This window comes from Mesorhizobium ciceri WSM4083 (assembly GCF_000519305.1).
Taxonomy (GTDB): Bacteria; Pseudomonadota; Alphaproteobacteria; order Rhizobiales; family Rhizobiaceae; genus Mesorhizobium; species Mesorhizobium ciceri_B.
The window spans coordinates 56,469-82,061 of the sequence record NZ_JAFG01000014.1; the positions used below are offsets into that span (position 1 = coordinate 56,469).

22 protein-coding genes and 1 tRNA gene are annotated in these 25,593 nt (G+C 62.9%); 15 read left to right on the plus strand and 8 right to left on the minus strand.

The window, feature by feature from the left end; genetic code table 11:
* Positions 1-270 precede the first annotated feature (270 nt).
* Complete coding sequence (locus MESCI2_RS0122765; protein WP_027038577.1) at positions 271-3,759, plus strand: PAS domain-containing hybrid sensor histidine kinase/response regulator; 3,489 nt, start codon at positions 271-273, stop codon at positions 3,757-3,759.
* A 53-nt stretch (positions 3,760-3,812) separates the two neighbouring features.
* On the opposite strand, the gene MESCI2_RS0122770 is transcribed toward MESCI2_RS0122765, so the two are convergent.
* On the minus strand, positions 3,813-4,721 hold the full coding sequence (locus tag MESCI2_RS0122770) for a LysR family transcriptional regulator (RefSeq protein WP_027038578.1): 909 nt from the start codon (positions 4,719-4,721) through the stop codon (positions 3,813-3,815).
* Positions 4,722-4,867: 146 nt separating this feature from the next.
* Here MESCI2_RS0122770 and MESCI2_RS0122775 point away from each other — a divergent pair, with 146 nt between their 5' ends.
* Complete coding sequence (locus tag MESCI2_RS0122775; protein ID WP_032901214.1) at positions 4,868-6,379, plus strand: MFS transporter; 1,512 nt, start codon at positions 4,868-4,870, stop codon at positions 6,377-6,379.
* 32 nt (positions 6,380-6,411) lie between these two features.
* On the opposite strand, the gene MESCI2_RS0122780 is transcribed toward MESCI2_RS0122775, so the two are convergent.
* Together MESCI2_RS0122780 and MESCI2_RS0122785 are read right to left on the minus strand one after the other, a co-directional pair.
* The gene (locus MESCI2_RS0122780; RefSeq protein ID WP_027038580.1) at positions 6,412-7,071 is read right to left on the minus strand and encodes a response regulator transcription factor; all 660 of its coding nucleotides are present in this window, start codon (positions 7,069-7,071) and stop codon (positions 6,412-6,414) included.
* 119 nt (positions 7,072-7,190) lie between these two features.
* The gene (locus MESCI2_RS0122785; RefSeq protein ID WP_027038581.1) at positions 7,191-7,619 is read right to left on the minus strand and encodes a hypothetical protein; all 429 of its coding nucleotides are present in this window, start codon (positions 7,617-7,619) and stop codon (positions 7,191-7,193) included.
* Between the two features lie 187 nt (positions 7,620-7,806).
* Here MESCI2_RS0122785 and MESCI2_RS0122790 point away from each other — a divergent pair, with 187 nt between their 5' ends.
* Complete coding sequence (locus MESCI2_RS0122790; RefSeq protein WP_027038582.1) at positions 7,807-8,157, plus strand: DUF952 domain-containing protein; 351 nt, start codon at positions 7,807-7,809, stop codon at positions 8,155-8,157.
* Complete coding sequence (locus MESCI2_RS0122795) at positions 8,154-9,230, plus strand: quinone-dependent dihydroorotate dehydrogenase (RefSeq protein WP_027038583.1); 1,077 nt, start codon at positions 8,154-8,156, stop codon at positions 9,228-9,230. Before MESCI2_RS0122790 ends, MESCI2_RS0122795 begins: the two co-directional genes overlap by 4 nt.
* A 7-nt stretch (positions 9,231-9,237) precedes the next feature.
* Here the strand turns inward: MESCI2_RS0122795 and MESCI2_RS01000000135175 are convergent, their stop codons facing one another.
* Together MESCI2_RS01000000135175 and MESCI2_RS0122805 are read right to left on the minus strand one after the other, a co-directional pair.
* On the minus strand, positions 9,238-9,411 hold the full coding sequence (locus MESCI2_RS01000000135175) for a hypothetical protein (RefSeq protein WP_023813889.1): 174 nt from the start codon (positions 9,409-9,411) through the stop codon (positions 9,238-9,240).
* Between the two features lie 293 nt (positions 9,412-9,704).
* Positions 9,705-11,078, minus strand: a complete 1,374-nt coding sequence (locus MESCI2_RS0122805; protein ID WP_081738858.1) for an MATE family efflux transporter — start codon at positions 11,076-11,078, stop codon at positions 9,705-9,707.
* A 132-nt stretch (positions 11,079-11,210) separates the two neighbouring features.
* Here MESCI2_RS0122805 and MESCI2_RS0122810 point away from each other — a divergent pair, with 132 nt between their 5' ends.
* Positions 11,211-12,116 carry a histone deacetylase family protein gene (locus tag MESCI2_RS0122810; RefSeq protein WP_027038585.1) on the plus strand — a complete coding sequence of 302 codons (906 nt, stop codon included), beginning with the start codon at positions 11,211-11,213 and terminating at the stop codon, positions 12,114-12,116.
* Here MESCI2_RS0122810 and MESCI2_RS0122815 read toward each other — a convergent pair whose 3' ends face one another.
* Positions 12,117-12,380 (minus strand): DUF6460 domain-containing protein, encoded by a 264-nt coding sequence (locus tag MESCI2_RS0122815; RefSeq protein WP_013533620.1) that lies wholly within the window; start codon positions 12,378-12,380, stop codon positions 12,117-12,119.
* Positions 12,381-12,654: 274 nt separating this feature from the next.
* Between MESCI2_RS0122815 and MESCI2_RS0122820 the strand changes: the two genes are divergently transcribed.
* The 6 genes from MESCI2_RS0122820 (at position 12,655) to MESCI2_RS0122850 (ending at position 18,558) form a co-directional block, all read left to right on the plus strand.
* Entirely contained in the window at positions 12,655-13,644 is a 990-nt protein-coding gene (locus tag MESCI2_RS0122820; protein ID WP_196815397.1) for a glycosyltransferase family 2 protein, read from the plus strand.
* Positions 13,637-14,338 (plus strand): class I SAM-dependent methyltransferase, encoded by a 702-nt coding sequence (locus MESCI2_RS0122825; protein ID WP_027038586.1) that lies wholly within the window; start codon positions 13,637-13,639, stop codon positions 14,336-14,338. The genes MESCI2_RS0122820 and MESCI2_RS0122825 overlap by 8 nt, the downstream gene beginning before the upstream one ends.
* Positions 14,339-14,348: 10 nt before the next feature.
* Entirely contained in the window at positions 14,349-14,783 is a 435-nt protein-coding gene (locus MESCI2_RS01000000135180; protein WP_245492110.1) for a GtrA family protein, read from the plus strand.
* 38 nt (positions 14,784-14,821) lie between these two features.
* Positions 14,822-16,303, plus strand: coding sequence for a hypothetical protein (locus MESCI2_RS0122835; RefSeq protein ID WP_027038587.1), 1,482 nt, complete (start codon positions 14,822-14,824; stop codon positions 16,301-16,303).
* Between the two features lie 190 nt (positions 16,304-16,493).
* A complete protein-coding gene (locus MESCI2_RS0122845; protein WP_027038588.1) occupies positions 16,494-18,407 on the plus strand; it encodes an acyltransferase family protein in 1,914 nt (637 codons plus the stop codon).
* A 77-nt stretch (positions 18,408-18,484) separates the two neighbouring features.
* Positions 18,485-18,558: transfer RNA gene (locus MESCI2_RS0122850), tRNA-Gly, on the plus strand.
* Between the two features lie 2 nt (positions 18,559-18,560).
* Here the strand turns inward: MESCI2_RS0122850 and MESCI2_RS0122855 are convergent.
* Both MESCI2_RS0122855 and MESCI2_RS0122860 read right to left on the minus strand, forming a co-directional pair.
* Positions 18,561-18,797 carry a hypothetical protein gene (locus MESCI2_RS0122855; RefSeq protein WP_027038589.1) on the minus strand — a complete coding sequence of 79 codons (237 nt, stop codon included), beginning with the start codon at positions 18,795-18,797 and terminating at the stop codon, positions 18,561-18,563.
* A gap of 129 nt (positions 18,798-18,926) precedes the next feature.
* Positions 18,927-19,916: a LysR family transcriptional regulator gene (locus MESCI2_RS0122860; protein ID WP_027038590.1), complete on the minus strand. Its 990-nt coding sequence runs from the start codon at positions 19,914-19,916 to the stop codon at positions 18,927-18,929.
* Between the two features lie 311 nt (positions 19,917-20,227).
* Between MESCI2_RS0122860 and chvE the strand changes: the two genes are divergently transcribed.
* The 4 genes from chvE (at position 20,228) to araD1 (ending at position 25,534) form a co-directional block, all read left to right on the plus strand.
* Positions 20,228-21,298 (plus strand): multiple monosaccharide ABC transporter substrate-binding protein, encoded by a 1,071-nt coding sequence (gene chvE / locus MESCI2_RS0122865; RefSeq protein ID WP_027038591.1) that lies wholly within the window; start codon positions 20,228-20,230, stop codon positions 21,296-21,298.
* 122 nt (positions 21,299-21,420) lie between these two features.
* Entirely contained in the window at positions 21,421-22,953 is a 1,533-nt protein-coding gene (mmsA, locus tag MESCI2_RS0122870) for a multiple monosaccharide ABC transporter ATP-binding protein (protein WP_027038592.1), read from the plus strand.
* Complete coding sequence (gene mmsB / locus MESCI2_RS0122875; RefSeq protein WP_027038593.1) at positions 22,950-24,236, plus strand: multiple monosaccharide ABC transporter permease; 1,287 nt, start codon at positions 22,950-22,952, stop codon at positions 24,234-24,236. Before mmsA ends, mmsB begins: the two co-directional genes overlap by 4 nt.
* Before the next feature lie 305 nt (positions 24,237-24,541).
* Positions 24,542-25,534 carry an AraD1 family protein gene (gene araD1, locus MESCI2_RS0122880; RefSeq protein WP_027038594.1) on the plus strand — a complete coding sequence of 331 codons (993 nt, stop codon included), beginning with the start codon at positions 24,542-24,544 and terminating at the stop codon, positions 25,532-25,534.
* Positions 25,535-25,593 lie beyond the last annotated feature (59 nt).

Genomic DNA, 25,593 nt, shown 5'->3' on the forward strand with positions numbered 1-25,593 from the left:
TCCTTGTCGTGACTGGCCGAGCTGCCGTTTCCGTCCTTGCGACATCGACCTGAGACAACATAACAAAAACCTCCGGTTGCAACATCGGCAAAAAGGAGAAAGCAACCGGTTTCTCCTTACCTCACGGCACTTTGGGCGGCACCTTGACCAATGCTGGCAGAATATCGGGGCCGCGATCATGCTGCCAAAGCCGCAATGGACTCGGACGCCAAGCTGTGGTTGCGTCCGGGCAAGCCGGATAGAAAGACGGCAGAGGAGGAAAGTCCAAGCGTGCAGGGCTTGTTCATCGTCATCATCGCGGTCGCCTATGTGACGCTGCTGTTTGCCATCGCCAGCCTCGGCGACCGCCGCTCGGCCATCTCCGAGCCGAGCCGGGGGCGGCCTTTCATCTACGCACTCAGCCTCGCGATCTACTGTACGTCCTGGACTTTCTTCGGCTCGGTCGGTCTCTCTTCCGAACGCGGCCTCGAATTCCTCGGCATCTATACGGGCCCGGTGCTCGTCTTCGTGTTCGGCTTCCCGCTGCTCAACCGCATCGTACGGCTGGCCAAGACCGAGAAGATCACCTCGATCGCGGATTTCCTCGGCGCACGCTACGGCAAGAGTTTTACAGTTGCGGCGATCGCCACCCTGATCGCCACCATCGGCGCGGTGCCCTATATCGCGCTGCAGTTGAAGGCTATCTCCGGTTCGGTCAGCCTGATGGTCGAGCACTATACGGGATCGCCGCCTTCGTTCGATCCCTTCGTCAGCGACATCTCGCTGGTCGTCGCCATGCTCCTGGCGCTGTTTGCGGTGCTGTTTGGAACCCGTCACGCCGACGCCACCGAGCACCAGGACGGGCTGGTGCTGGCGGTGGCGGTCGAAACCGTGGTCAAGCTCGCCGCTTTCCTGGCGATCGGCCTGATGGTCACCTTCCTGATCTTCGGCGGCCCGGGCGACATGTTCGACAAGCTCGCTGAGAACGCGCAGGTCCGCCAGGCGATGAGCTACAACACCTCGCTCGCCACCTGGCTGGTGCTGACGTGCCTCAGCGGCTTTGCCATCATCATGCTGCCGCGGCAGTTCTACGTCACCATCGTCGAGAACCGCGGCGAGGCCGAACTGCGCACCGCGACCTGGGTTTTTCCGCTCTACCTCGTGGCGATCAACCTGTTCGTGCTGCCGATCGCCTTCGCCGGCCTGTCGCTGGTCGGCACCGGAACCAGCAGCGATCTCTACGTGCTGTCGCTGCCCCTGTTCAGCGGCCATGATGTGCTGGCGATGGCGGCTTTCATCGGCGGCCTGTCGGCGGCGACGGCGATGGTGATCGTCGAAAGCGTGGCGCTGTCTATCATGATCTCCAACGACCTCGTCATCCCATTGTTCGTGCGCCGTTTGCTCAAGACCTCGACCTCCGAGACCGAGGACTGGTCGACGCTCATCCTCAATGTACGGCGCGGAGCGATCTTCATCCTCTTGTTCATCGCCTTCCTCTACTACCGCGAGAGCACCGACAGCGCGCGGCTGTCGTCGATCGGCCTGATGTCGTTCGCGGCCATCGCGCAGTTCGCGCCGGCGCTGATCGGCGGGCTGATCTGGCGCGGCGCCAATGGCCGGGGTGCCGCACTCGGCATGATCGCCGGCATCCTCGTCTGGGGCTACACGCTGCTGTTTCCATCGCTTGCCGCACCCGATACCGGCATCATCGTGCACGGGCTGTTCGGCTTCGAGGCCTTGCGGCCGCAGGCATTGTTCGGCACCGTCGCCGAACCGCTGAACCACGGCGTGCTGTGGAGCCTGTCGATCAACGCGGTGTTCTTCGTGCTCGGTTCGCTGTCGCGCGCATCGGTGCCGCTGGAACGCATACAGGCGTCGATCTTCGTGCCGCGCGATGCCGGCCCGATGCCAAGCCTGCGCCGCTTCCGCACCGCCATCACCGTCAACGACCTCAAGGACACGATCGGGCGCTATCTCGGCGTCGAGCGCACCGAGCGCTCCTTCCAGTCGTTCGAAAAGAGCAACGGAACCTCGCTGCACGGCAACGAGCAGGCGAGCATGGACGTCATCCGCTTTTCCGAGCAATTGCTGGCCAGCGCCGTCGGCTCCTCCTCGGCACGGCTGATCCTGTCGCTGCTGTTTCGGCGCCACGACCGCGAATCCCGGGATGCCTTCCGCCTGCTCGACGACGCCACCGAGGCGCTGCAGCACAACCGCGACCTGTTGCAGATCGCGCTCGACCAGATGGAACAAGGCATCACCGTCTTCGATCGCGATTTCCGCCTGATCTGCTGGAACCGCCAGTACCGGGCGCTGTTCGACCTGCCCGACGAGATGGGCCAGGTCGGCGTCTCGCTCGACCGCATCCTGCGCCATCTCGCCGAACGCGGCGACATCCCCGCCGATCAGCGTGTGGCTATGCTCAACCGGCTGACCAGTTTCGTCAGTCCATGGCAGATGGAGCTGAAAACCTCGGGCCGCATCCTGGAACTGCGCTCCAACCCGATGCCGGACGGCGGCATCGTCGCCACCTATGCCGACATTTCCGGACGCGTCGAGCAGGACCTGGCGCTGAAGCGGGCCAATGAATCGCTGGAGCAGCGCGTCAAGACCCGCACCATCGAACTGACCCGGGTCAACGAGGAGCTGGCGCAGGCGCAGATGCTGGCCGAGGAGGCCAATCTCGGCAAGACGCGCTTCCTCGCCGCCGCCGGCCACGACATCCTGCAGCCACTGAACGCCGCCCGGCTCTATTGCTCCTCGCTGATCGAGAAGGCCGGCAAGGGACCTGCCGGCAAGGCGGCCGTGAACATCGAATCCTCGCTGGAATCGGTCGAGACCATCCTCGGCGCCGTGCTCGACATCTCCCGCCTAGATGCCGGCGCGATGAAGCCGGACGATACCGCCTTCAACCTCGACGGATTGCTGCGCCAGATCGGCAACGACTTCCGGCCGCTGGCCGCCGAAAAGAAACTGGCGCTGACCATCATGCCGTCATCGCTGACGGTGATGACGGACCGCAATTTGCTGCGCCGCCTGATCCAGAATCTCGTCTCCAACGCCATCAAATACACGCGCCACGGCCGCGTGCTGGTTGGCGTCAGGCGGCGCGGCGAACTGGCCGAAATCCAGGTGATCGACACCGGCATCGGCATCGCCGGCGACAAGCTGAACACCGTCTTTCGCGAATTCACCCGGCTCGACGAGGGCGCGCGCGAGGCCGAGGGCCTCGGTCTCGGCCTCTCCATCGTCGACCGTATCGCCCGGGTGCTGCGGCTGGAGATCCGGATCTTTTCCAACCCTGGCAAGGGCACGCGCTTCTCCGTCATCCTGCCCGTGGCGGCCGTGCAGGAGCCACGACGCGAGATCGAAACCAGGGCTCCTGCCCGCGCGACGGCTTCGCTGGCCGGGCTGCACGTGCTGTGCATCGACAACGACGCCCGCATCCTAGAGGGCATGCGGCTCCTGCTCGAAGGCTGGGGTTGCAACGTCGACACCGTGTCCGGTTCAAAGGATCTGGAGACCGCGAAGATACACCGCCCGGACATCGTCCTTGCCGACTACCATCTCGACGGCGAAACCGGTCTCGATATCATCGTCAGGCTGCGCGCGATCCATGGCGACACCCTGCCGGCCGTGCTGGTCACCGCCGACCGCTCCAACGAGGTGCGCACGGCCGCCGGCGGGCTCGAGATTGCGGTGATCAACAAACCGCTCAAACCAGCGGTGCTGCGCTCGATGATGGCCAGGGTCAGGCCGCTGGCACCGGCGGCCGAATAGCACCAAAGGCGCCCGGAGACGGAAAGCCGCTTCACACTTTTCCTAGAATTGCTCTAGGCCAGGCCGTCGACCATCTGGGAACTGCGGAACCGAGGCCGTCCCGCATTGCCCGCCACAGGCGGACGATGCTCGCGAAAGGCCATTGCAAGCGTCCTCAGCGCCTCGCGGGACTTGGCGTCCGTCAGCGTCGAAAGCAGCACGATCTCGGAAGGCGGCAGCGCCGGCAGCCCGAATTTCCGGCTGACCTCGATGGTGCCGGACGGGGCAAGCCGGCAGGAAAATACCGAGGCTGCGAGGCCGGCCGAGACGGCTTCGGCAACGGCGAAGGAGCCGCAGCCGAGGAACACCTCCGTCCACGGTATTCCGACAGCGTCGAGCGCGCGGGTGGTGATGTTACGAATACCGCAGGATGGCGAGGATGCCGCCAGGCGCAGCGGCTCGTCGGCCCGGTGGACGAAGCCGGGCGCGGCGTACCAGCCGAAATGTTCGGGCGCCAGCACTTCACCATCGCGCCGGTCGTCCTCCCGGCGGATGATCGCCGCGTCGATCTCACCGCGATCGAAAGCGTCCAGCAGGTCGCGCGAATCATCGAGCCGCACTTCGATGGTGAGCGCCGGGTCATGCGCATTGAGCCGCGCCAGCAATGTCGGGACTTCCGCGCCTCCGACATGGGTGGCGATGCCCAGTGTGAAGCGGCGGCGCACCGAAGACAGGCTGGCAATGGCGCGATCGTGTGCGGCGAGGAAGTCGCGTGCGGGCTGGAGAAACACCGCGCCCTGCGCCGACAAGCGCACCAGCCGAGGCGTGCGCTCGATCAATTTCTGACCGACGCGCTCTTCCAGCCGCTTCAGCTTCACGCTGATCGCCCCTTGCGTGCTGCCAAGAGCCTCGGCCGCACGCGTAAAGCTCTGAAGATCGGCGATGGCGACGAATGTTTTCACAGCGTCTACGTCCAGCGTCATGTCAGCTATCCGCACTTGTTGTCTCTGAAATAGCGAACCATGCAATTCTAATATGATCAAGCCTCGCCTACCCTGGGCCATACGCGCGCCGGGCGAGCTGCGATGGATTCGCCGATTGCCGACAAATACGTTCGAAAGGTTGAATCATGCCCACTGTAGTGACCCGCCGAGGCATCGTCGTTCTGTTTGCCGCCTGCCTGGCGTGCCTGATGTTCGGCCTGGAGATTTCAAGTGTTCCCGCGATCCTGCCGACACTGGAGCAGGTGCTGCACGCCGACTTCAAGCAACTGCAATGGGTGATGAACGCCTATACGATCGCGGTCACGACGGTGTTGATGGCGGTCGGCACAATCGCCGATCGTTACGGGCGCAAGCGTGTCTTTCTGGTCGCCATCGCCGCCTTCGGCCTGACATCCCTGATCTGCGGTCTCGCTGAAAGCGTCTCCACGCTCATCGTCGCCCGGTTTCTGCAGGGCCTGAGCGGCGGTGCGATGCTGATCTGCCAGCTTGCCGTGCTGTCGCATGAATTCCGGGAGGGGCGCGAACGCGCCGTCGCATGGGGCTGGTGGGGCGTCATCTTCGGCATCGGCCTCGGCTTCGGCCCCATCATCGGCGGCGGCATCGTCGCAGTCTCGAACTGGCAATGGGTGTTTCTTGTCCACGTGCCGGTTGCGGCGCTGGCGTTCGCCCTCGCTCTGATGGGCGTCCACGAATCGAAGGATCCACAGGCGGGCAAGCTCGACGTAGCAGGCATCCTGACGCTGTCGCCGTCGGTTTTCTGCCTCGTTTTCTACATCATCCAGGGGCCGGATCTGGGTTTCTCCAGCCCTGCCGCGCTGGCGATCCTCGGTATCTCGATAGTGAGCTTCATCGCCTTCCTCATTGTTGAGAAGGTCAGCCAGCGGCCGATGTTCGACTTCTCGGTCTTCCGGATCCGGCCCTTTTCGGGCGCCATCGTCGGCTCGGCCGCGATGAACCTCAGCTATTGGCCTTTCATGATCTACCTGCCGATCTGGTTCCACGCAGGGCTCGGCTATGACATCGTCTCCACCGGCCTTGCCCTGCTTGCCTACACACTGCCGACGCTTGTGCTGCCGCCGTTGGCAGAGCGCTTTTCGCTGCGTTATCGGCCCGGCATCATCATTCCGGCGGGCCTCGTCATCATCGGCGTCGGGTTCATCCTGATGAAGTTCGGCAGCGCCGCCGCGCAACCGGACTGGCTGACGATGCTGCCCGGCTGCCTGATCGCGGGGATGGGTCTGGGAATAACCAACACACCTGTCACCAACACGACGACGGGTTCCGTTTCGAGCGATCGCGCGGGCATGGCCTCCGGCATCGACATGAGCGCGCGCATGGTTTCATTGGCGTTGAACATCGCGGTGATGGGCTTCATCCTGGCCAGGGGTGTGCTGGCGCATCTGGGACATGCGCTGCCCGACCTCGACGCTGCCCAATTGCGTCTCCTCGCCGAAGCTATCGCTGCTGGAAATCCCACCTCCGGGCTCGCCGGGACCGTCGCCCAGGATGCGCTGCGCAACGGCTTTGGCTGGGTCATGCTCTATGGCGGGATCGGCGTCTGGATCATGGCCGCCATCAGTTTCGCAAGCTTCAACGGCCGGCCGATGCGGCGGACGGAGGTTCAGTGCTCTGATTGAACACTATTTTGATTGAACAGGCGCCCTGGCGATCAACTTGCCGACTGCAGCGGGTCGCTGCCGATCTTGGACAGCAGGATCACCGCCTGCGTGCGGCTGTCGACGCCGAGCTTTTGCAGGATGGCGGAGACATGCGCCTTGATGGTGGCCTCCGATACGCCGAGTTCATAGGCGATCTGCTTGTTGAGCAGGCCCTCGGCCAGCATGCCCAGCACCCGTGTCTGCTGCGGCGTCAAAGCCTGCAGCCGCTTGATAAGGTCCGATATTTCGGGATCGCGCTCGATGCCGAGATCGACGCCGGCTGGTGCTGCGATGTCGCCGGCAAGCACCGATTGCACGGCGCTGCGGATCTCTTCCATGCTGGCCGATTTGGAGATGAAGCCGGAAGCGCCGAGGTCGAGCGCCCGCCTGATGGTCGCCGGATCGTCGTGGGCCGACACCACGACCAGCGGCACCGCCGGATGGATGCCGCGCAGCGAGATCAGGCCGGAGAGCCCGCTGGCGCCCGGCATCGACAGGTCGAGCAGAACCAGATCGACGTCCTCATTGGCCACGACCAGCGCCTTGGCGCTCTCGAAATCGCCGGCCTCGTGGATGGCGGCGACATTGCCGATGCCGGCGAGCGCTTCGCGCAGCGCACCGCGAAACAGCGGGTGATCGTCGGCGATGACGAAAGAATAGCCTGCCGGCAAATGTCCCTCCCCGAATCCCCGATGATTTTGGCTTTTCGGGTTCAACTGGACGATTATGAGCGGCTGCGCGCTGTTTTCAAGCGGCAAAGCCAGCGCGCCGCCTCCCCTGGTTGAAACGCTCAAGTCTTCTGCGAATTGGGCTGGGCGCCGTTGTCCTTGTCCATATCCTTGACGATGCCCATGAAGCCGCGCAGGAAGCGCTCCATGTAGCCCATCGTCTTGTTGAAATCCTCCTCGCTCGGCAGTTTCGATTCGAGGCGGGCGGAGAGCGAATTCTCGAGCTTGGTGACGCGCTCGTCCATCGCCTTCATCGAGGTCTGCAAGCGGTCGACCTCGTCCTGGAAAGCAGCGCGTTCGTCGGCCGCCATCTTGCAGACGAGCTGGCCCGAACGCTCCTCGCAAATCGACATGGCGCCGGTCTGCGTATCGATACGGACAAAGCCGTTATCGGACTTTTCCAGCCGGTAGCGGTCGGTTTCTTCCGAGTAAGCTGAAGCCGCGATCAGCGAAACGAGCGCGGCGGGGATCAAGATGTGCTGCAGACGCATGTTGTCCTCCATGGCCAAGGCCTCAGATATCGCATGTTTGCGCCGGAAATGGGGAAGACCCTTGGCATGGCCTTTCCCGAATGGCTGGTTCGGAATCTTTTTGACGCAATTCCCAAGGGAAAGCGCTATGCGCTTTTCCCGGGAAAACCGTTTCACACTTTTCCTGGAACTGCTCTATAGCGCAACCATGTCTCAGATTATCTACAAGATAACCCCGCAAGCGCCATGGCGCGAGGCCGAAACGCATGGCCGCTTCACCGGCGCGCCGATCGATGTCGCCGATGGCTTCATCCATTTCTCAACGGCGGCGCAGGTCAGGGAAACGGCGGCAAAGCACTTTGCCGGCCAGACGGACCTTTTGCTGGTCGCCATCGACGGCGCCGGCCTGGGCGCTGCGCTGAGATATGAGGTCTCGCGCGGCGGTGCGCTGTTTCCGCATCTTTATGGCCCGCTGGACCTCAAGGCCGTGCTGTGGGTCCGGCCACTGCCGCTTGGCGCCGATGGTGTGCACCAGTTCCCGGCACTGGAGGAGCAATGAGCGTGCTCGACCGGCTCGGCCAGAAGCTGCTGTTCGCCTTCGATCCGGAAACCGCGCATGGTATGTCGATTGCGGCGCTGCGATGCGGCGTTCCGGTTGGTGCGCCGGCGGTCCGCGATGACAGGCTGAAGGTTACGGTCTGCGGCCTCGAGTTTCCGAACCCGCTCGGCATGGCAGCGGGCTACGACAAGAATGCCGAAGTGCCCGACGCGCTGATTGACCTGGGCTTCGGCTTCACGGAGGTCGGTACCATCACGCCGCTGCCGCAAGCCGGCAACCCGAAGCCGCGTATTTTCCGGCTGACGGCCGATGATGCGGTGATCAACCGATTGGGCTTCAACAATGAAGGCCATGCAGCGGCCGAAAAGCGCCTTGCCGCGCGCAAGGAGCGTCCCGGCATCGTCGGCGTCAACATCGGCGCCAACAAGGACAGCAGCGACCGCATCGGCGATTATGAGCGCGGCGTCGCCCGGTTTGCGCAGTACGCCAGCTATCTCACCGTCAACATCTCCTCGCCCAACACGCCGGGCCTGCGCAATATGCAAGCGCGCGAACAGCTTGGCGAACTCCTGTCGCGTGTCATGGCCGCGCGCGCCACGGCATCAACCCAGCCGCCGGTGTTCCTGAAGATCGCGCCGGATCTGGCCGAGGCCGAGCTGGAGGACATCGCCGCCGAGGTCACCGAAAAGGAGGTGGACGGCGTCATCGTCTCCAACACCACCATCTCCCGGCCGCCGTTGCGCAGCGGCGACACCGCGCGCGAGACCGGGGGACTCTCCGGCAAGCCGTTGTTCGAGCGTTCGACCATCGTGCTGGCGAAGATGCGCAAACTGCTCGGGCCGGACCGCGCTATCATCGGCGTCGGCGGCGTCGATTCCGCCGATACGGCGCTGGACAAGATCCGTGCGGGTGCTGATCTGGTCCAGCTCTACACCGGCATGATCTATGCCGGGCCTTCACTGCCAGGCCGTATTCTTTCCGGAATGGTCCGTTTCGTCGAAAAAGAACGGCTGAAGTCGATTTGCGAGTTGCGCGACAGCCGCCTCGACTTGTGGGCGTCCAGGCAACTCTGAACTGCTCTCAGGAGCGTAGATTGCGACTGACGGCCCGCTCGCAAATGGTGCCGCCGATGGCAGGCAACACCCCGAAGAGAAGCAATTGCGCGGTGCCGCCGATGCCAGAAACCGCGGAGAGGATGAACGCAGCGAGCAATCCCAGCGCCGCGCCCAAGACATATGGCAGGTAGCTTCGCATAAGCTCGCCCTGGAACAATTGGTGCATCAAGTCTGTTAGAAATCGACTGGAAGTGCAAGTGCATCCGACCGCACCGCAGGGCGTCGAACTCGGGTTAACGGGTTCCTTCGGTGCCTCGCCGGGGCGTTGGCTGACGGAGCATCAAACGAAAAACCCGCGCGGCGGGTCACCGGCGCAAATCAGCACCATGAGCAAAAATGTACCATAGCTGAGAGCACCCAGTCAAGAAAAAATTCCTATCGCGGAAAGCCGTTCGGTGCCATGGACGACGCGGGGCCTTCCGGGGACACCGTCTAAAACGCCGTCCGCACCCTGAGCCGCAGGATCATCAGCAGGCTGAAGCCTCGCACCAGCAGGAAGACGTGCAGCGCCGCCCACAGTCCATTGTTGCCGAAGGCGGGCGCAAGGGTCAGCAGCGCGGCCGCGAAAACCAGGAACGACAGAAGCATCATGTTGCGCATGTCGCGGGACCAGGTCGCGCCGATGAAGACGCCATCCATCTGGAACGCCAGTACACCGCTCAGCGCCGTGAATGCCGCCCACGGCAGGTAGATGTCGGCCACCGAACGGACGTCCTCCGATGTCGTCACGAGAGCGACCAGATTGGCGCCCCCAGACAGCATTACCAGCGTCGCGGCTCCCGCCAGTCCGAAACCCCAGAACAGCGTCAGCCGCACGGCCTGGCGGAACGGTGCGGCGGCACGTGCGCCGACGGCACGGCCCGCCAGCTGTTCGGCGGCGGTGGCAAAGCCATCGAGGAAATAGCCGGCGACGAGGAAGAAATTCATCAGCACGGCGTTGGCGGCCAGCGTCACCGTGCCGAACTGCGCGCCCTGGCGGGTGAACAATGCGAAGGCGGCGAGCAGCGAGAACGAGCGGATCATGATGTCGCGGTTGAGCGACATCATGCGCAGGAAGGCGGCCATGTCGAGCAGGCGGTGGCGCGGCAAGGATGGGGCGGCCCGGAACCGGCGGATGACGATCGCCAGGCCGAGCAGCATGGCCAGGAACTCACCGGTGACGGTCGCCCAGGCAACGCCGGCGACACCCCAGCCAAGCTCCAACCCAAGCAGGAAGCAGAGCGCGATGTTGATGCCGTTCAGCACCAATTGCAGCATCAGCCCAAGCCCGCCCTCGCCGCGCCCCAGCACATAGCCGAGGATGGCGTAGTTGATCAGCGAGAACGGCGCCGCGAGCAGCCTGATCCTGATGTAGACGCCCATCGCCTCGCTGACGCGCGGTTCGGCGCCCATGAACTTTTGCCCGGCGATGGCGACCAGCGGCGCAAGTGCCGCCAGCACGATGCCGGCGACAACCGCGATCAGCACGGCGCGCCAGAACACCGCCTGTTCCTCCAGGGCATCGCCACGCCCAAACGCCTGTGCGACAAGGCCGGTGGTGCCCGAGCGCAGGAAATTGAAAGAGGTGAAGACGACGTCGAAGATCAATGCGCCGGCCGCCAGGCCGCCCAGCAAGGCGGCATCGCCGAACTGGCCGATGACAGCCGTGTCGACCAGGCCGAGCATCGGCGTCGTCAGATAGGCAAGCGTCATCGGCACGGCGATGGCGAGCACGGAGCGGTTGGTGACGACAAATGATCCGGGGTGAATCGGGGATCCCGAGAGGATTGGGGATCCGGCGTCGGCTGGGGTTGCACCTTTGTCCAAGGATTGCTGCCTTGCTGATTGCGGCTTGATAGAACCGTCGATGTGCCCCATTTTCCGGCCACCGCGCAATCACCTATCCCTTGACGGCCAACCGAAATCCCGGTCTGGCGTGAGCCAGCCGGATACGATTTCATGCCTCTGCAGATCGTCCATCATCCCGACTACGACGCCGGCTTCGCCGTCAACCATCGCTTTCCGATGAGCAAATATCCCCTGCTGATGGACGCGCTGCGTACACGCGGCCTCGCCGGCCCCGACGCGCTCAGCACCGCCGAACCAGCGCCGGCGTCATGGCTGGAGCTTGCCCATGCGGCGGATTATGTCGACCAGGTCGTCAACTGCCGCGTGCCCGAGAAGGTCGAACGCGAAATCGGTTTTCCGATCGGACCCCGCGTCTCGCTGCGCGCGCAGCTTGCCACCGGCGGCACGGTGCTGGCGGCGCGGCTCGCCTTGCGCCATGGCATTGCCTGCAACACCGCAGGCGGCAGCCATCATGCGCGGCGCGCGCAAGGCGCGGGCTTCTGCACCTTTAACGATGTCGCCGTCGCCGCGCTGGTCCTGCTCGCCGAAGGCGCGGCGCAAAACATCCTGGTCGTCGATCTCGACGTACACCAGGGCGACGGCACGGCGGATATTCTCGCCGATGATCCGCGCGTCTTCACCTTTTCCATGCATGGCGACCGCAACTACCCCGTGCGCAAGATCGCCTCCGACCTCGATGTCGCGCTGCCCGACGGCACGGGTGACGCTGCCTATCTCGAGAGGCTCGCCGCCATCCTGCCGGAGCTCTCCGCCCAAGCCCATTGGGACATCGTGTTCTACAATGCCGGCGTCGACGTCCATGCCGAGGACCGGCTTGGCAGGCTGTCGCTATCGGATGACGGCCTGCGCGCCCGCGACGACATGGTGATCAGCCACTTTCGCGCGCAGGGCGTTCCGGTGTGTGGCGTCATCGGGGGTGGCTATTCCACCGATGTGCCCGCACTTGCCGCGCGCCACGCCATCCTGTTCGAGATGGCCGCGGGCTACACCCGGTAGCTACTTCCGGTAGTTGGCGAGCCTCAACAGGATGAACGCCGGCACGACGATAGCCGCGCCCAGCAGGATATAGCCGAGGAAGCGGTCGATGGCGTGGAAGCCGAGATTCCACAGGTCCATGAAGAACTTCCGGATGCCGTAGAGCACATCCATCGGCGACCAGCCGAAGGCATTCATGACCAGGCCGACGAGGAAAGACACCACCAGCAGTTTCAGGATCACCTTGAGCGGCGAGTCGCCAAGAAAGCGCGTCAATGCGGACAAGGCTCGTCTCCAGATTGAGGTACCCAGGCTCGAGGGCGTCGGCCCAGACATACGCACTTGGCTTGCCCGCTTCAAGCCGGGAGTTCTGCGGGGTAGCGAGACACCGAGCATAGTGTGGCCGCAAGCCGAGCCCAGGCGCATGGCAGACTGCCGGCTACTGCCGCACCGATCCCGCTGGCTTATCTGTTTTCTAACCAATTGCCGCTATTCCCAATCGACTAGCGGGAGCAAGGCTTTGGTGGAGACGGAGAAAAACACCGCGCGACGCGGCGTCATGCTGTCGGTGGTCATCCCATGCTACAACGAGCTGGATGGCGTGGCCGAACTGCATCGGCGGGTAACGGCCGCATGCCTTGAACAAGGCCCTTCCTACGAGATCGTCCTTGTCATCGATGGCGCGACCGACGGTACGCGCGAGGCCATTCTACAGCTGGCCGAAAAGGACGACCATGTCGTCGCCATCGACCTCGCCCGCAATTACGGCCACCAGATCGCGTTGAGCGCCGGGCTCGAATTCTGTCGCGGCCAGCGCATTCTCATTCTCGATGCCGACCTGCAGGATCCGCCTGAACTGCTCGGCGCGATGATGACGAAGATGAACGAAGGCTTCGATGTGGTCTACGGCCAGAGGCTGACGCGCGATGGCGAAAGCTGGTTCAAGCTCGCCTCCGCGTCCATGTTCTATCGCTTGCTGCGCCGCATGGTCGACGTCGACATAGCCCCGAATACCGGTGATTTCCGGCTGATGAACCGTCGCGCGCTCGACCATCTGAACGCGATGCCAGAACGTTACAGGTTCATTCGCGGCATGGTGAGCTGGATCGGGCTGAGACAGGTGGCCTTCCCCTATGAGCGGCACCGCCGCTTTGCCGGAACCACCCATTATCCGCTGAAGAAAATGCTTCTTCTGGCGGTCGACGCGATGACCAGCTTCTCCATCGTCCCTTTGCGGTTCGCCTCTTTGCTCGGAATGATGTTCGGGCTTCTGGGGCTGGTCGTGCTCGGCTACACGCTGCTCGAATGGTCGGTCGGAAACGTGTTGCCCGGCTGGACCAGCCTTGCCGCGATCGTGCTGATCCTCGGCAGCGTCCAGCTTATGGTGCTCGGAATCTTCGGCGAGTATCTCGGGCGCATGTACATGGAGACAAAGCGGCGGCCGCTCTACTTCGTTAACGAGATCGTGTCGCGCAGCCAGGCAGTGGAGGACGGCGAATTGCCGGTCCATCGCCTGCAGGAGATGGCAAAGAGGGCCGCACGTGCTTGAGGCGGAGTTCGACCAGTTTGCGCGGGAATATCAGGAGCAGCATGCCGCAAGCATAAGGCTGAGCGGCGAAAACCCGGATTTCTTCGCCAGGTACAAGATCGAGGACGTCGCCGCGACGCTGCGGCGGGCTGGTGTCGAACCGCGACGAATACTGGATTTCGGCGCCGGCGTCGGCAATTCGCTCGGCCATATGCGCAACGCGTTTCCCGACGCCGAGATCACCTTGCTCGATCCTTCGCGGGAATCGCTCGACATCGCCGGCAAGCGCTTTCCCGGCCAGGCCGCCTTCACGCATTTCGACGGCAAGACGATTCCTTTTGCCGACGGCAGCTTCGACCTGGCCTTCGCGGCCTGCGTCTTCCACCATATCCCCGAGAACCTGCAGATCGGACTGTTCGCCGAGATCGGCAGGGTGCTGGCAGATGGCGGCAGCTTCTTCGTCTTCGAACACAATCCTTGGAACCCGCTGACCACGCACGCGGTGAGAAACTGCGCCTTCGACGAAAATGCGGTTTTGATAAATTCGCGCGAGATGCGCGGGCGCATGGCCGAGGCGGGCCTTGCCGATACGAGGATCGTCTACCGGATCTTCTTTCCTCGGATGCTTGCGAGACTGAGGCCGTTCGAGCGCTTCCTCACCAAGGTACCTGTCGGAGCCCAATATTTTGCGCATGTGGTCAAGCCTGCCGTTTGACTTCCCGAGGATGCTGCGATTTGGCGCCGTCGGTCTGTTGAACACGGCGCTGGGATACGCGGTCATCCTGGCCGGGCTTGCGCTTGGTCTGGGCGACATCCTTGCCAACGCCACGGGTTATGCCGCCGGCCTTGTCCTCGGCTTCTTCCTCAACCGCCAATGGACCTTCAGCAGAGCCGATGGCTTCCAGCCCGGAACCGCGCTGCGCTACGGGGGTGTCTTTCTGGTCGCCTACAGCATCAATCTGGCCGTCGTGATCGCCGCCCGTTCAGCAGGCATCGTCGAAAACCCGCTGGTCCACCTCGCGGGAATCTGCGTCTATTCGGTTGTTTTCTATCTTGGCTCGGCCCGCTTCGTGTTTGTGGGGCGTGGGGACGACAGCACCGACCGCACAGTTCGGGTGGCCGACAAGCCTCGGCGGCAGCCCGCCAATCCAACACCTTGAACCCCACTGTCATCGGAACCGATTAGAGGCGGCGCAGCATGAACGACGCTCAGGCCAGTGCGGAGGCCGCGACATACAACGAGCGGAACAGGCTGATCTTCTGCCTGCTCGCGGCCTTGGCGATGGCGGGTGCGTTGGGTGCCCAGGCAGGCGCCACCCTGCAGGATCCCGACAGCTGGTGGCAAGTGAAGGTCGGTCTGGATTTCCTGACCAACCGGACATTTCCGACCGTCGATCCCTATTCCTACACGTTTGCAGGCCAGCCCTGGATTGCCAAGGAATGGCTGGGGCAGGTCCTGCTGGCTCTTGCCTACCGGGCGGGCGGCTGGAACGGGGTCGTCACCGCGATCATCGCCTCGATCTCCCTGACGGTTTTCCTCATGGGGTGGTTTCTCAGCGCATGGCTGAAACCGATCCTGGCGATTACACTGGCGTTCGCGGCGGTGTTCCTGATCAATCCGATCTTCACGGCGCGTCCGCATGTCTTCACCTTCCCGATCATCGTCATCTGGACGGCGGTGCTGTTCGGTGCGGCAAGGGAAGAACGGGCGCCGCCCTGGTGGCTGCTTGTGCTGGTCGTGTTATGGGCGAACCTGCACGCCACCTTCACCTTGAGCTTCGTCATCGCGGCTTTCGCCGGTCTCGATCTGCTGGCGCGCACGGGCCTGTCGAAACCGTCCCTGCTGGCGAAGTGGATCGCGTTCGGTCTGCTTTGCCCGCTGGTCAGCCTGATCCACCCCTACGGCGTCCAGGCCATTCTGGCGACGCTCGCCGTGGCCTACGGCAATGAGGCGGTGTCGCTGATCATGGAATGGAAACCGTTCAATCAGCCGGACAGTCCCGTCCAGGAAGCGGCGATGCTGCTGGCGCTTTTCGGGCTACTGGTGTCCCGATTGCGAATTGGCTGGGCCAAGGCGTTGTTCGTCGTCTTCACCTTGCATGTCTATCTCGCCCATGTGCGTTTCATGTATCTGTTCTTCCTGCTGATTCCGCTGGTGATGGCGGCCGAGGTCGCCCAGCAATATCCCTCGTTTTCGGCCACCGCATGGCTGGCCGAAAAGCGCGACGGACTGGAGAGATTCTTCGCCAGGCGGTTCTACGCCATCTGCGGCACGGCAGCCGTTCTGCTGATTGGCGGGGTCACTGTGCTCGGCAGCGTCTATCAGGTAGCGCCAAGTCCGAAGACATCGGCCAGCGGGGCGCTGGCCTTCGCGCAAAGCCATCATCTATCCGGCAACGTGCTGAATTCCTACAATTTCGGCGGCACGCTGATTTTCCACGGGTTCAAGACCTATATCGACGGACGGACGGACCAGCTGTTCCTGGGAGGTTTCACAAAAGCCGATGACGAGACGGGTCACAGCAACGGCAAGCCACTCCTCGAAGCCCGGTTGAAGAAATACGCAATAGGCTGGGCGCTGCTGTCGGCTGACGACGCCCGCATCCCCTTTTTCGACCAGTTGGGCTGGAAGCGGGCCTATGCGGACGACCATGCAGTGATCTATCTGCCTGGCGCCTGATCCTGGTGCGTTGCTGGCGAATTTCGCGACGGCCAATATATGCCTTGACACGTATGTTGCAGCGCAACAAATTACTGCTTGGGGATAAGCCTGTGAGATCGACGAGCCGGGATTTTCAGCACGACCTGAGGCATCGCCGCATGAGCGTGTCGGGTGCGGCCGCACGGATCCTGGTGTGCGAGCCGGCCGGATGAACTACCGGCGCGACATCGACGGCCTGCGGGCCGTTGCGGTGCTACCCGTCGTGCTCTTCCATTTCGGCGTGTCCGCCATTCCTGGCGGCTTCACCGGCGTCGACATCTTCTTCGTCATATCGGGCTATCTGATCAGCGGCAGCCTGCTCGATGACCTTGAGCGGGGCCAGTTCTCGATCGGCCGCTTCTACTGGCGCCGCGCACGGCGCATCGTGCCGGCGCTGACCTTCGTCATCCTGCTCGCGAGCATTGCCGCCTGGTTCATCCTTCTGCCTTCGGATCTCCACGAATTCAGCCTTAGTGTGATCGCCGCCTCGACCTTCTGGTCGAACATCTATTTCTGGAAAACGACGAACTATTTCTCCATCGACGCCGAACTGCGGCCGCTCCTGCACACATGGTCGCTTTCGGTGGAGGAGCAGTATTATATCTTCGCGCCGATCCTCCTTTATCTGATCCACCGATACGTCTCGAAGCGCTGGCTGACGGTACTTCTGCCGATGGCCATCGGCAGCTTTGCCCTGGCAGTCATATCAACCTCGCTGGCGCCGACGGCCGGCTTCTATCTCTTGCCGACGCGCATATGGGAGCTGGCGCTGGGCGCCATGCTGATGTTGCGGAAGCCTCCGGTCCTGGCCAGTCGGCTCGCGGCGGACCTGATCGGCCTTGCCGGCTTTGCCCTGATTGCATTTGGCTTTGTGACGATTTCGGACAGCGATCCGTTTCCCGGCTACAACGCCCTATTCCCCTGCATCGGAACCGCTCTGCTGATCTATGCTGGCCAGGATAACGCCGACAGGCCGGCATCTGTCGCCACTCGCGTGCTTCGGTTGGCGCCGCTGGTCTGGGTCGGCCTCATTTCCTATTCGCTTTACCTCGTCCACTGGCCGATCAACTCGTTCGTCCATTATCTCTCCCTGAAGACTGTCGGTGTGCCAACGATTATCGCGATGACGGTGGCCAGTTTCGCCTTGGCGGCATTCTCCTGGAAATATGTCGAGCAACCCTTCCGCCACAAACGCCCCTATACCGCCCCCCTGCCTATCTTCGCCTTTTCGGCGACGGCAATCGTGCTGCTGTGCGCCGGTGGTTTGGCCGGTGCACTGGGCAACGGTTTCCCGCAACGGTTTCCGGATTTCTCGACCGAACGTATCCGGGTCGGCGACTGGCGCAACGGCATCTGTTTCAACGAAAACGGGACCCGCATCGAAGACTGGAACCTCGTCGACTGCACCCGTACAACGGGCTTTGCCACCAATGTGCTGCTGTGGGGCGATTCTTTCGCTGCCCATTATGTTTCGGGACTTGAGCCCAACGCCCAGAAAATCCAGGCCAATGTCATCCAATACACCTATGCCGGTTGTCCGCCCGACCTGACCTATTTTTCCTATGCTCGGCCCGCCTGCACCCGCTTCAACGAACGGGCCTTGTCGATCGTCCGCGACGCCAACATCCAGGCGGTGATCCTGAGCGGCCGATGGACCGACTACCAGGCCAGGGGCTTCGACGGCCTGCAGAAGACGATCGACCGGCTCCGCGAGATGGGGGTCAAGGTCTATACCGTCGGCCAGTCTCCGGAATTCATCGCCGACGTCCAGAAGATCGCTTTCTTGGTGAAACGGGAGAATGCCGGAACCACATCCTGGCCGATGGCTATGGATCCGAACATCAACGCACGGGTTCTGCCGTTCACCAAAGGGGCCGATTTCATAGATCCGCTGACGTATCTGTGCGACTCGGCCGGTTGTTCATACGCCGATGCGACGACCAATGAATTTCTCTACTTCGACTATGGCCACTTCTCTTCCGCCGGCGCGACGCTGGCCATCTCGAAATACTGGCCAAGCTTCGCCCCCGGCAATAAGGTCGCGGAGGCAAAACGGCAATTCACGGCCGCGGGCGCGCCGTGATCCGCGGCACGACCGTCGTGAGAACAGACCGCTTTGCGATTGCCCGAAGGCTAACCCTCATGGTAACGAGGGCGCACGCGGGTATGATGTAATGGTAGCTTGTCAGCTTCCCAAGCTGAACGCGAGGGTTCGATTCCCTCTACCCGCTCCAGTCTAAGGCGTCAGAACCATTTCAGCGCCTGCCTGTTCGTCGAACACGACCGAGCAGCCTCGCGCAAGCGCCACCGTTGCAAGGGCGTTTGCCGCCGCGTCATCCGATGAAACGAAATCGCCGGTCAACACCCGCAGCTCTTCCACGCTTTCAGCCATGGACACGAAATTCCCGACCGACCGATCGTGCTTGCAGGCCTCGATCACGCAAAGCAGATCGATGATTTCGAAGCCGCGCATGTTCAGCCTCCAGATGAAATCGTCCCTTGCAAGATCATGAACGCATCGGCGGGAAATAATGTTCCCAGTTCGCTTTCGCCAGCCTCGGCCTGGCGGTGCTTTCGCCGGACAACCTACCCGGGCCAGCCATCATCCCACTTCCCTCAGAATGAAGTCGTGCAGCATCTTGGCGGCCGGCGACAACGCGCGATTCCTCACCGTGATCAGGCTGTAGGGCCTGACCTCGATGTCGAATTCGGTCTGGACGACGTCGATGGCGCCGGCCAGCCCGTCAGGGTTCTGGATGAATTTCGCCACCTGGACCGAGACCGGCGCAATGGCGTCGGACTGCGCGACCATGACCAGGGTCAAAAGCAGCGAACTGGTGTTCAGGATGCGGTCCGGCAGAGCGATGTTGCGGTTGAGGAAGTTGCTCTCCATCGCCTGGCGCAAGGGCGAGCCGCCAGACTGGAAGACCCAGTCATAGGCGGCGGTCTCTTCCAGCCGCACCGCCTCGCCCTTGGCGAGCGGATGGCCCCGGCGCACGATCAGGCAGGCCTTCTCGACGCCGATGACGCGCGACTCGAACAGCCGCGGATTGAGATCGTCGGGGATGCGCGCGATGATGAAGTCATGGCGCGTGGCGATCAGCTCGCGTGCCAGCACATTGGAGGTCTCGACCTGCATGGTGATCTCGATACGCGGGTAGATGCGGCGGATTTCACGAATTGCCGGCACCGCCAGCTCGATGGCCGGCGCGGTCACGGCACCCAGGAAAACCGAACCGCCCTTGCCCGCCTTGAGCTCGGAAATCTCGCGGTCGACCTCGCGCATCTCCAGCAGGATCGAGCGCGCGCGCCTGGCCAAAGCCTTGCCGTATGGCGTCAAGGTGATACCGCGCGGCAGCCTCTCGCACAGCTTGACCTCCAGCACCGCCTCCATCTCCGCGATCATGCGCGAGGCCGCCGGCTGCGAAATGTTCAGAACCTGGGCTGCCGCGCTGACCCGGCCATGGTCGTCGAGCGCGACGATCATGCGCATGTGACGCAGACTGAGACCGCTGCGCAGCAGGGTTTCACCATCGCCCGGTGCTTCTCTGTAACCATTTGAAGCTGTTGTCGGATTCCCGGGCCGCGCCATCGCTTTCCCTGCCTTCTGCTCGTGTACGGCCGACATTGGAGTCAGCCCGTCACGTCGCAATACATATACCAACCATGATATAGCAACCATCAAAGATCGCATTTGACAGTTATGGCAAAGACCCACACCCTCCGCGCGTTCCAAGACGTGACGGTCGCTGACGAGAAAAATCGTATCGATTGAATAAGCGTCTCGGGGCCATGGGAGGATACCGGAGATCGATATGACGGCAGCAGTGCCTTGGCGCTTCTGCACGATTGCGCGGCCCGCGACCCCCGGGGTGCCGCGTCCATCAAACAGGGAGAGTTGAAGTGAAAATCATCAAGACACTGGCCGCCGTCGCGGCCCTTGGCATCGCTGCCATGACCTACTCGGCGCACGCAGCCGACAAGGGTCTCGTCGGCGTGCTGATGCCGACCAAGACCTCGCAGCGCTGGATCAACGACGGCGATGCCGTCAAGTCCCAGCTCGAGGCTCTCGGCTACACCGTCGACCTGCAATACGCGCAGGACGACATCCCCAACCAGCTCAGCCAGCTGGAAAACGAGATCACCAAAGGCCCGAAGGCGCTGATCATCGCTTCGATCGACGGCACCACCCTGTCGGATGCTCTGCAGAAGGCCGCTGACGCGGGCGTCGTCGTCGTCGCCTATGACCGCCTGATCAAGAAGACCGCCAATGTCGACTACTACACCACCTTCGACAATTTCGGCGTCGGCGTGATCCAGGCGAATTCGCTGGTCAAGGGCCTCAAGGAGCGTTTCCCGAACACCAAGCCGTGGAACGTCGAACTGTTCGGCGGCTCGCCCGACGACAACAACGCCTTCTTCTTCTACAATGGCGCCATCTCCGTCCTGCAGCCGCTGATCGACGACGGCTCGATCAAGATCAAGTCCGGCCAGACCGGCATGGACAAGGTCGGCACGCTGCGTTGGCTCGCCGCCACCGCCCAGGCGCGCATGGACAACCTGCTGTCGGCCAACTATTCGGACGGCAGCCGCGTCGATGGCGTTCTTTCGCCCTATGACGGCCTGTCGCGCGGCATCACCGCCTCGCTGCGCGCCGTCGGCTACGGCACCGAGGCTCAGCCGTGGCCGATCGTGACCGGCCAGGACGCCGAGACCGCTTCGGTCAAGCTGATCATCACGGGCGAGCAGTATTCGACCGTGTTCAAGGACACCCGCGAACTGGCCAAGGCCACCGTCGAGCTCGTCGACAAGGTGCTCTCGGGCGGCAAGCCGGACGGCCTCGACGAAAAGACCTACAACAACGACGTCAAGGTCGTTCCTTCGATCCTGCTGACGCCGCATGAGGTCGACAAGTCGAACTACCAGGCGCTGGTCGTCGACTCCGGCTACATCAAGGCCGACGAACTGAAGTAATCCCGGTTACAAAGTCAGGGGGTCCTGCGCAACGCAGGGCCCCTTTTCGTTCACCAGCGAGCCCGGTATTGTCGCCGACCTCGCCGGCAATGTTTGCCGAGCTCTCAAGGAGCGGTTGTCCCATGGCCTCGACGATTTTGGAGATGCGCGACATCACCAAGACGTTCCCCGGCGTGAAGGCGCTGTCGAACGTCAATCTCAGCGTCGAGGAAGGCGAGATCCATGCCGTGGTCGGCGAAAACGGCGCCGGCAAGTCGACGCTGATGAAGGTGCTGTCGGGCGTCTATCCCTCCGGCACCTATGACGGCCAGATCATCTTTAACGGCGAGGAATGCCAGTTCAAAGGCATCCATGACAGCGAGCGCAAGGGCATCGTCATCATCCACCAGGAACTTGCGCTGGTGCCGATGCTGTCGATCGCGGAAAACATCTTCCTCGGAAACGAGCACGCCAGATACGGCGTCATCGACTGGGATGCCAACGAGGAGCGCACCAGCGCGCTGTTGAAGAAGGTGGGCCTCAAGGAGGACCCCAAGACGCTGATCACCAATATCGGCGTCGGCAAGCAGCAGCTGGTCGAAATCGCCAAGGCGCTGAGCAAGGAAGTCAAGCTCCTGATCCTCGACGAGCCGACGGCGTCGCTCAGCGAAAAGGACAGCCAGGCGCTGCTCGACCTTTTGCTCGAATTCAAGCGGCAAGGCATGACCTCGATCCTGATCTCGCACAAGCTCAACGAGGTCAACCGGGTCGCCGACAAGGTGACGGTGATCCGTGACGGGCGCACCATCGAGACGCTGGCCAAGAAGGACATCTCTGAAGACCGCATCATCACTTCGATGGTCGGCCGCTCACTCGACGACCGCTATCCGCCGCGCGAGCCTGACATCGGCGAGGTCGTGTTCGAAGTGAAGAACTGGTCGGTCTATCACCCGATCCATGCCGAGCGGCAGGTGATCAAGGGCATCGACATCAACGTGCGCAAGGGCGAAGTGGTGGGCATTGCCGGGCTGATGGGCGCTGGCCGCACCGAATTCGCCATGAGCCTGTTCGGCCGCTCCTACGGCCGCCGCATCTCCGGCGAGGTGCTGCTCAAGGGCAAGCCGGTCGACGTATCCTCCGTGAGCAAGGCGGTCCAACACGGCATCGCCTACGTCACAGAGGACCGCAAGACCTACGGACTCAATCTCATCGACCATATCAAGCACAACATCACGCTGGCCAATCTTGGCGGCGTCTCGCGCCACAGCGTGATCGACGACATGCGCGAACTCGCCGTTGCCAACGATTATCGCAAGAAGACCAATATCCGCGCGTCCAGCGTCTATCAGATGACCGGTAATCTCTCCGGCGGCAACCAGCAGAAAGTGGTGCTGTCGAAATGGCTGTTCGCCGACCCGGACGTGCTGATCCTCGACGAGCCGACACGCGGCATCGATGTCGGCGCCAAGTACGAAATCTATACGATCATCGCGCGGCTCGCCTCGGAGGGTAAGGCGATCGTGGTCATCTCGTCGGAAATGCCGGAATTGCTCGGCATCACCGACCGCATCTACGTCATGAACGAAGGGCGCATCGTGGGCGAAATGCCCGCCGCGGAAGCAAGCCAGGAAAAAATAATGCGTGCCATCGTTCGTGGAGAAGGAAAAGCAGCATGAGCACCGAAAGCGCCCCCGCCCCGCAGGGCAACGTCGCCGAAGAGCAGCGCCCACGCATCGCCGTCTCGGCGCTGACGACGAACCTGCGCGAGTACGGCCTGATCCTGGCGCTGATCGCCATCATGGTGTTCTTCCAGTTCACCACGAACGGAACGCTGTTTAAGCCGGTGAACCTGAGCAACCTGGTGCAGCAGAACTCGTTCATCATCGTGATGGCGCTGGGCATGCTGCTGGTGATCGTCTCCGGCCATATCGACCTGAGTGTCGGATCGGTGGCGGGCTTCATCGGCGCGCTGGCGGCGATGATGATGGTCATCTGGCCGCTCGGCCCGTTCAGCAATCCGCTGGTGGTGTCGATCATCTGCCTGATCGTGGGCGGCGCGATCGGCGCTGCGCAAGGCTACTGGATCGCCTATCACCGAATACCGAGCTTCATCGTCACGCTGGCCGGCATGCTGATCTTCCGCGGCATCTGCCAGGCCCTGCTGGGCGGCGGATCCTCGGTGGGGCCGCTACCCGATGGCTTCAAGGCGCTCAGCTCCGGCTTCATCCCGGATGTCATCGGCCCGCTGACGCTGATCCCGCCGACGGTGAACGCGGCCGGCAAGACCATCATGGGCAGCGGCCTGACGCTCCACATGACAACGATCGTGCTGGGCCTGATCGCTGTGCTGGCCTACGCCTATTTCGGGGTGAGGACGCGCCGCAAGCGCGAACGCCATGGCTATGAAGCCGAGCCCTTTGCCCTGTTCGTCGTCAAGACGCTGGTCGGCAGCGCGCTGGCGCTGTTCCTGGTCTACCAGTTCGCCAGCTACAGGGGCCTGCCGGTGGTGCTGCTCGTCATGGGCGTGCTGATCTCGCTGTTCGTCTTCGTCACCAAGCGCATGACCATCGGCCGCCGTATCTACGCCATGGGCGGCAATTCCAAGGCCGCGCAGCTGTCGGGCATCAACACCGAGCGGCTGACGCTGATGGTGTTCATCAATATGGGCGTGCTGTCGGCGCTCGGCGGCCTGATCATCGCGGCGCGACTGGGACAGGCGGTGCCGGCCGCGGGCCTCGGCAGCGAGCTCGACGTCATCGCCGCCGTCTTCATCGGCGGCGCCTCGGCCATGGGCGGCGTCGGTCAGGTCATCGGTGCGGTGGTTGGCGGCTTCATCATGGGCGTGATGAACAACGGCATGTCGATCATGGGCGTCAATGTCGACTGGCAGCAGGTGGTCAAAGGCCTGGTGCTGCTCGGTGCCGTGATCTTCGACGTCTACAACAAGAACAAGGCCTGAACGGGCTTAAGAGCAATTCCAGGGAAAAGTGTGAAACGGTTTTCCGCCCGGAATTGCACCAAGACAATGAGTTAGAGCGGTTCGCCGTTTCCGTGAAACGGTGAACTGCTCTAGGCGAGGCAAGCAGGAGGCATACGATCGCGGCGCTGCCGGCAACCGCCGGTAACAGAAGTCCCTGAGGGACCAGGCCCGCGAGCGCAATCCGAACTGAGAATTTAAACCGTGGCATGGACGAGGTCCCGGCCGCGCCGAGCAAGGTCTGCCGTTTTGGCAGCCCTGCCAAGGCAAATGAGAGAGGATTCATCATGCTGATCTCCCAGATCCTTGACGACGCCGAGACCATCCGCGTCGTCGCCCGCAATAGCGGCAAGACCCGGATCATCAATGGCGCCCGCAGCGTCTATTCGCTGGCGATGGAGGCCGCCCGCACCGGCGTCGGCCTCGTCGCGCTGATCGAACGCAAGGGACTTGGCGAGACGGTCGATCTCGAGGCCGCTTACAAGAAGGGGCGGCTGCTGTCGCCGATCAATCACCCCGATCCGGCGCATCTGCACCTGACCGGCACCGGGCTGACGCATCTCGGCTCCGCCGCGACGCGCGATTCCATGCACAAGAAGCTGAGCGCCGACGGCGAGGAGCAGCTCACCGATTCCATGAAGATGTTCCGCATGGGGCTGGAGGGCGGCAAGCCGGCGAAAGGCCAGATCGGCGTGCAGCCGGAATGGTTCTACAAGGGCAACGGCACGATGGCGGTGGCACCAGGCGCCGCACTCCTGTCACCGGCCTTCGCCAAGGACGCCGGCGAAGAGCCCGAGGTGGCCGGCATCTATGTCATCGGCGATGACGGCGCGCCTTTCCGCGTCGGCTTCACGCTGTCGAACGAGTTTTCCGACCACGTCACCGAGCGCGTGAACTATCTGTTCCTCGCCCATTCCAAGCTGCGCAACGCCTCGTTCGGGCCGGAGATCCTGATCGGCGACCTGCCGTCCGATATCCGCGGCACCTCGCGCATCGTGCGCGACAGCGAGGTGCTGTGGGAAAAGCCATTCCTGTCCGGCGAAGCGAACATGTCGCACACCATCGCCAATCTCGAACATCACCATTTCAAATACGCGGCCTTCCGCCAGCCGGGCGACGTGCATGTGCACATGTTCGGCACGGCGACGCTCTCCTTCGCCGACGGCATCAGGACCGAGGCCGGCGACGTGTTCGAGATCGAGGCCGGGGATTTCGGCCTGCCACTGCGCAACCCGCTGGAGATCGAGCAGCCGGTGCAGGTGGCGGTGAAGGCGCTTTGAGGTCGGATTTTTCCTTCTCCCCTTGTGGGAGAAGGTGGATCGGCGCGATAGCGCCGAGA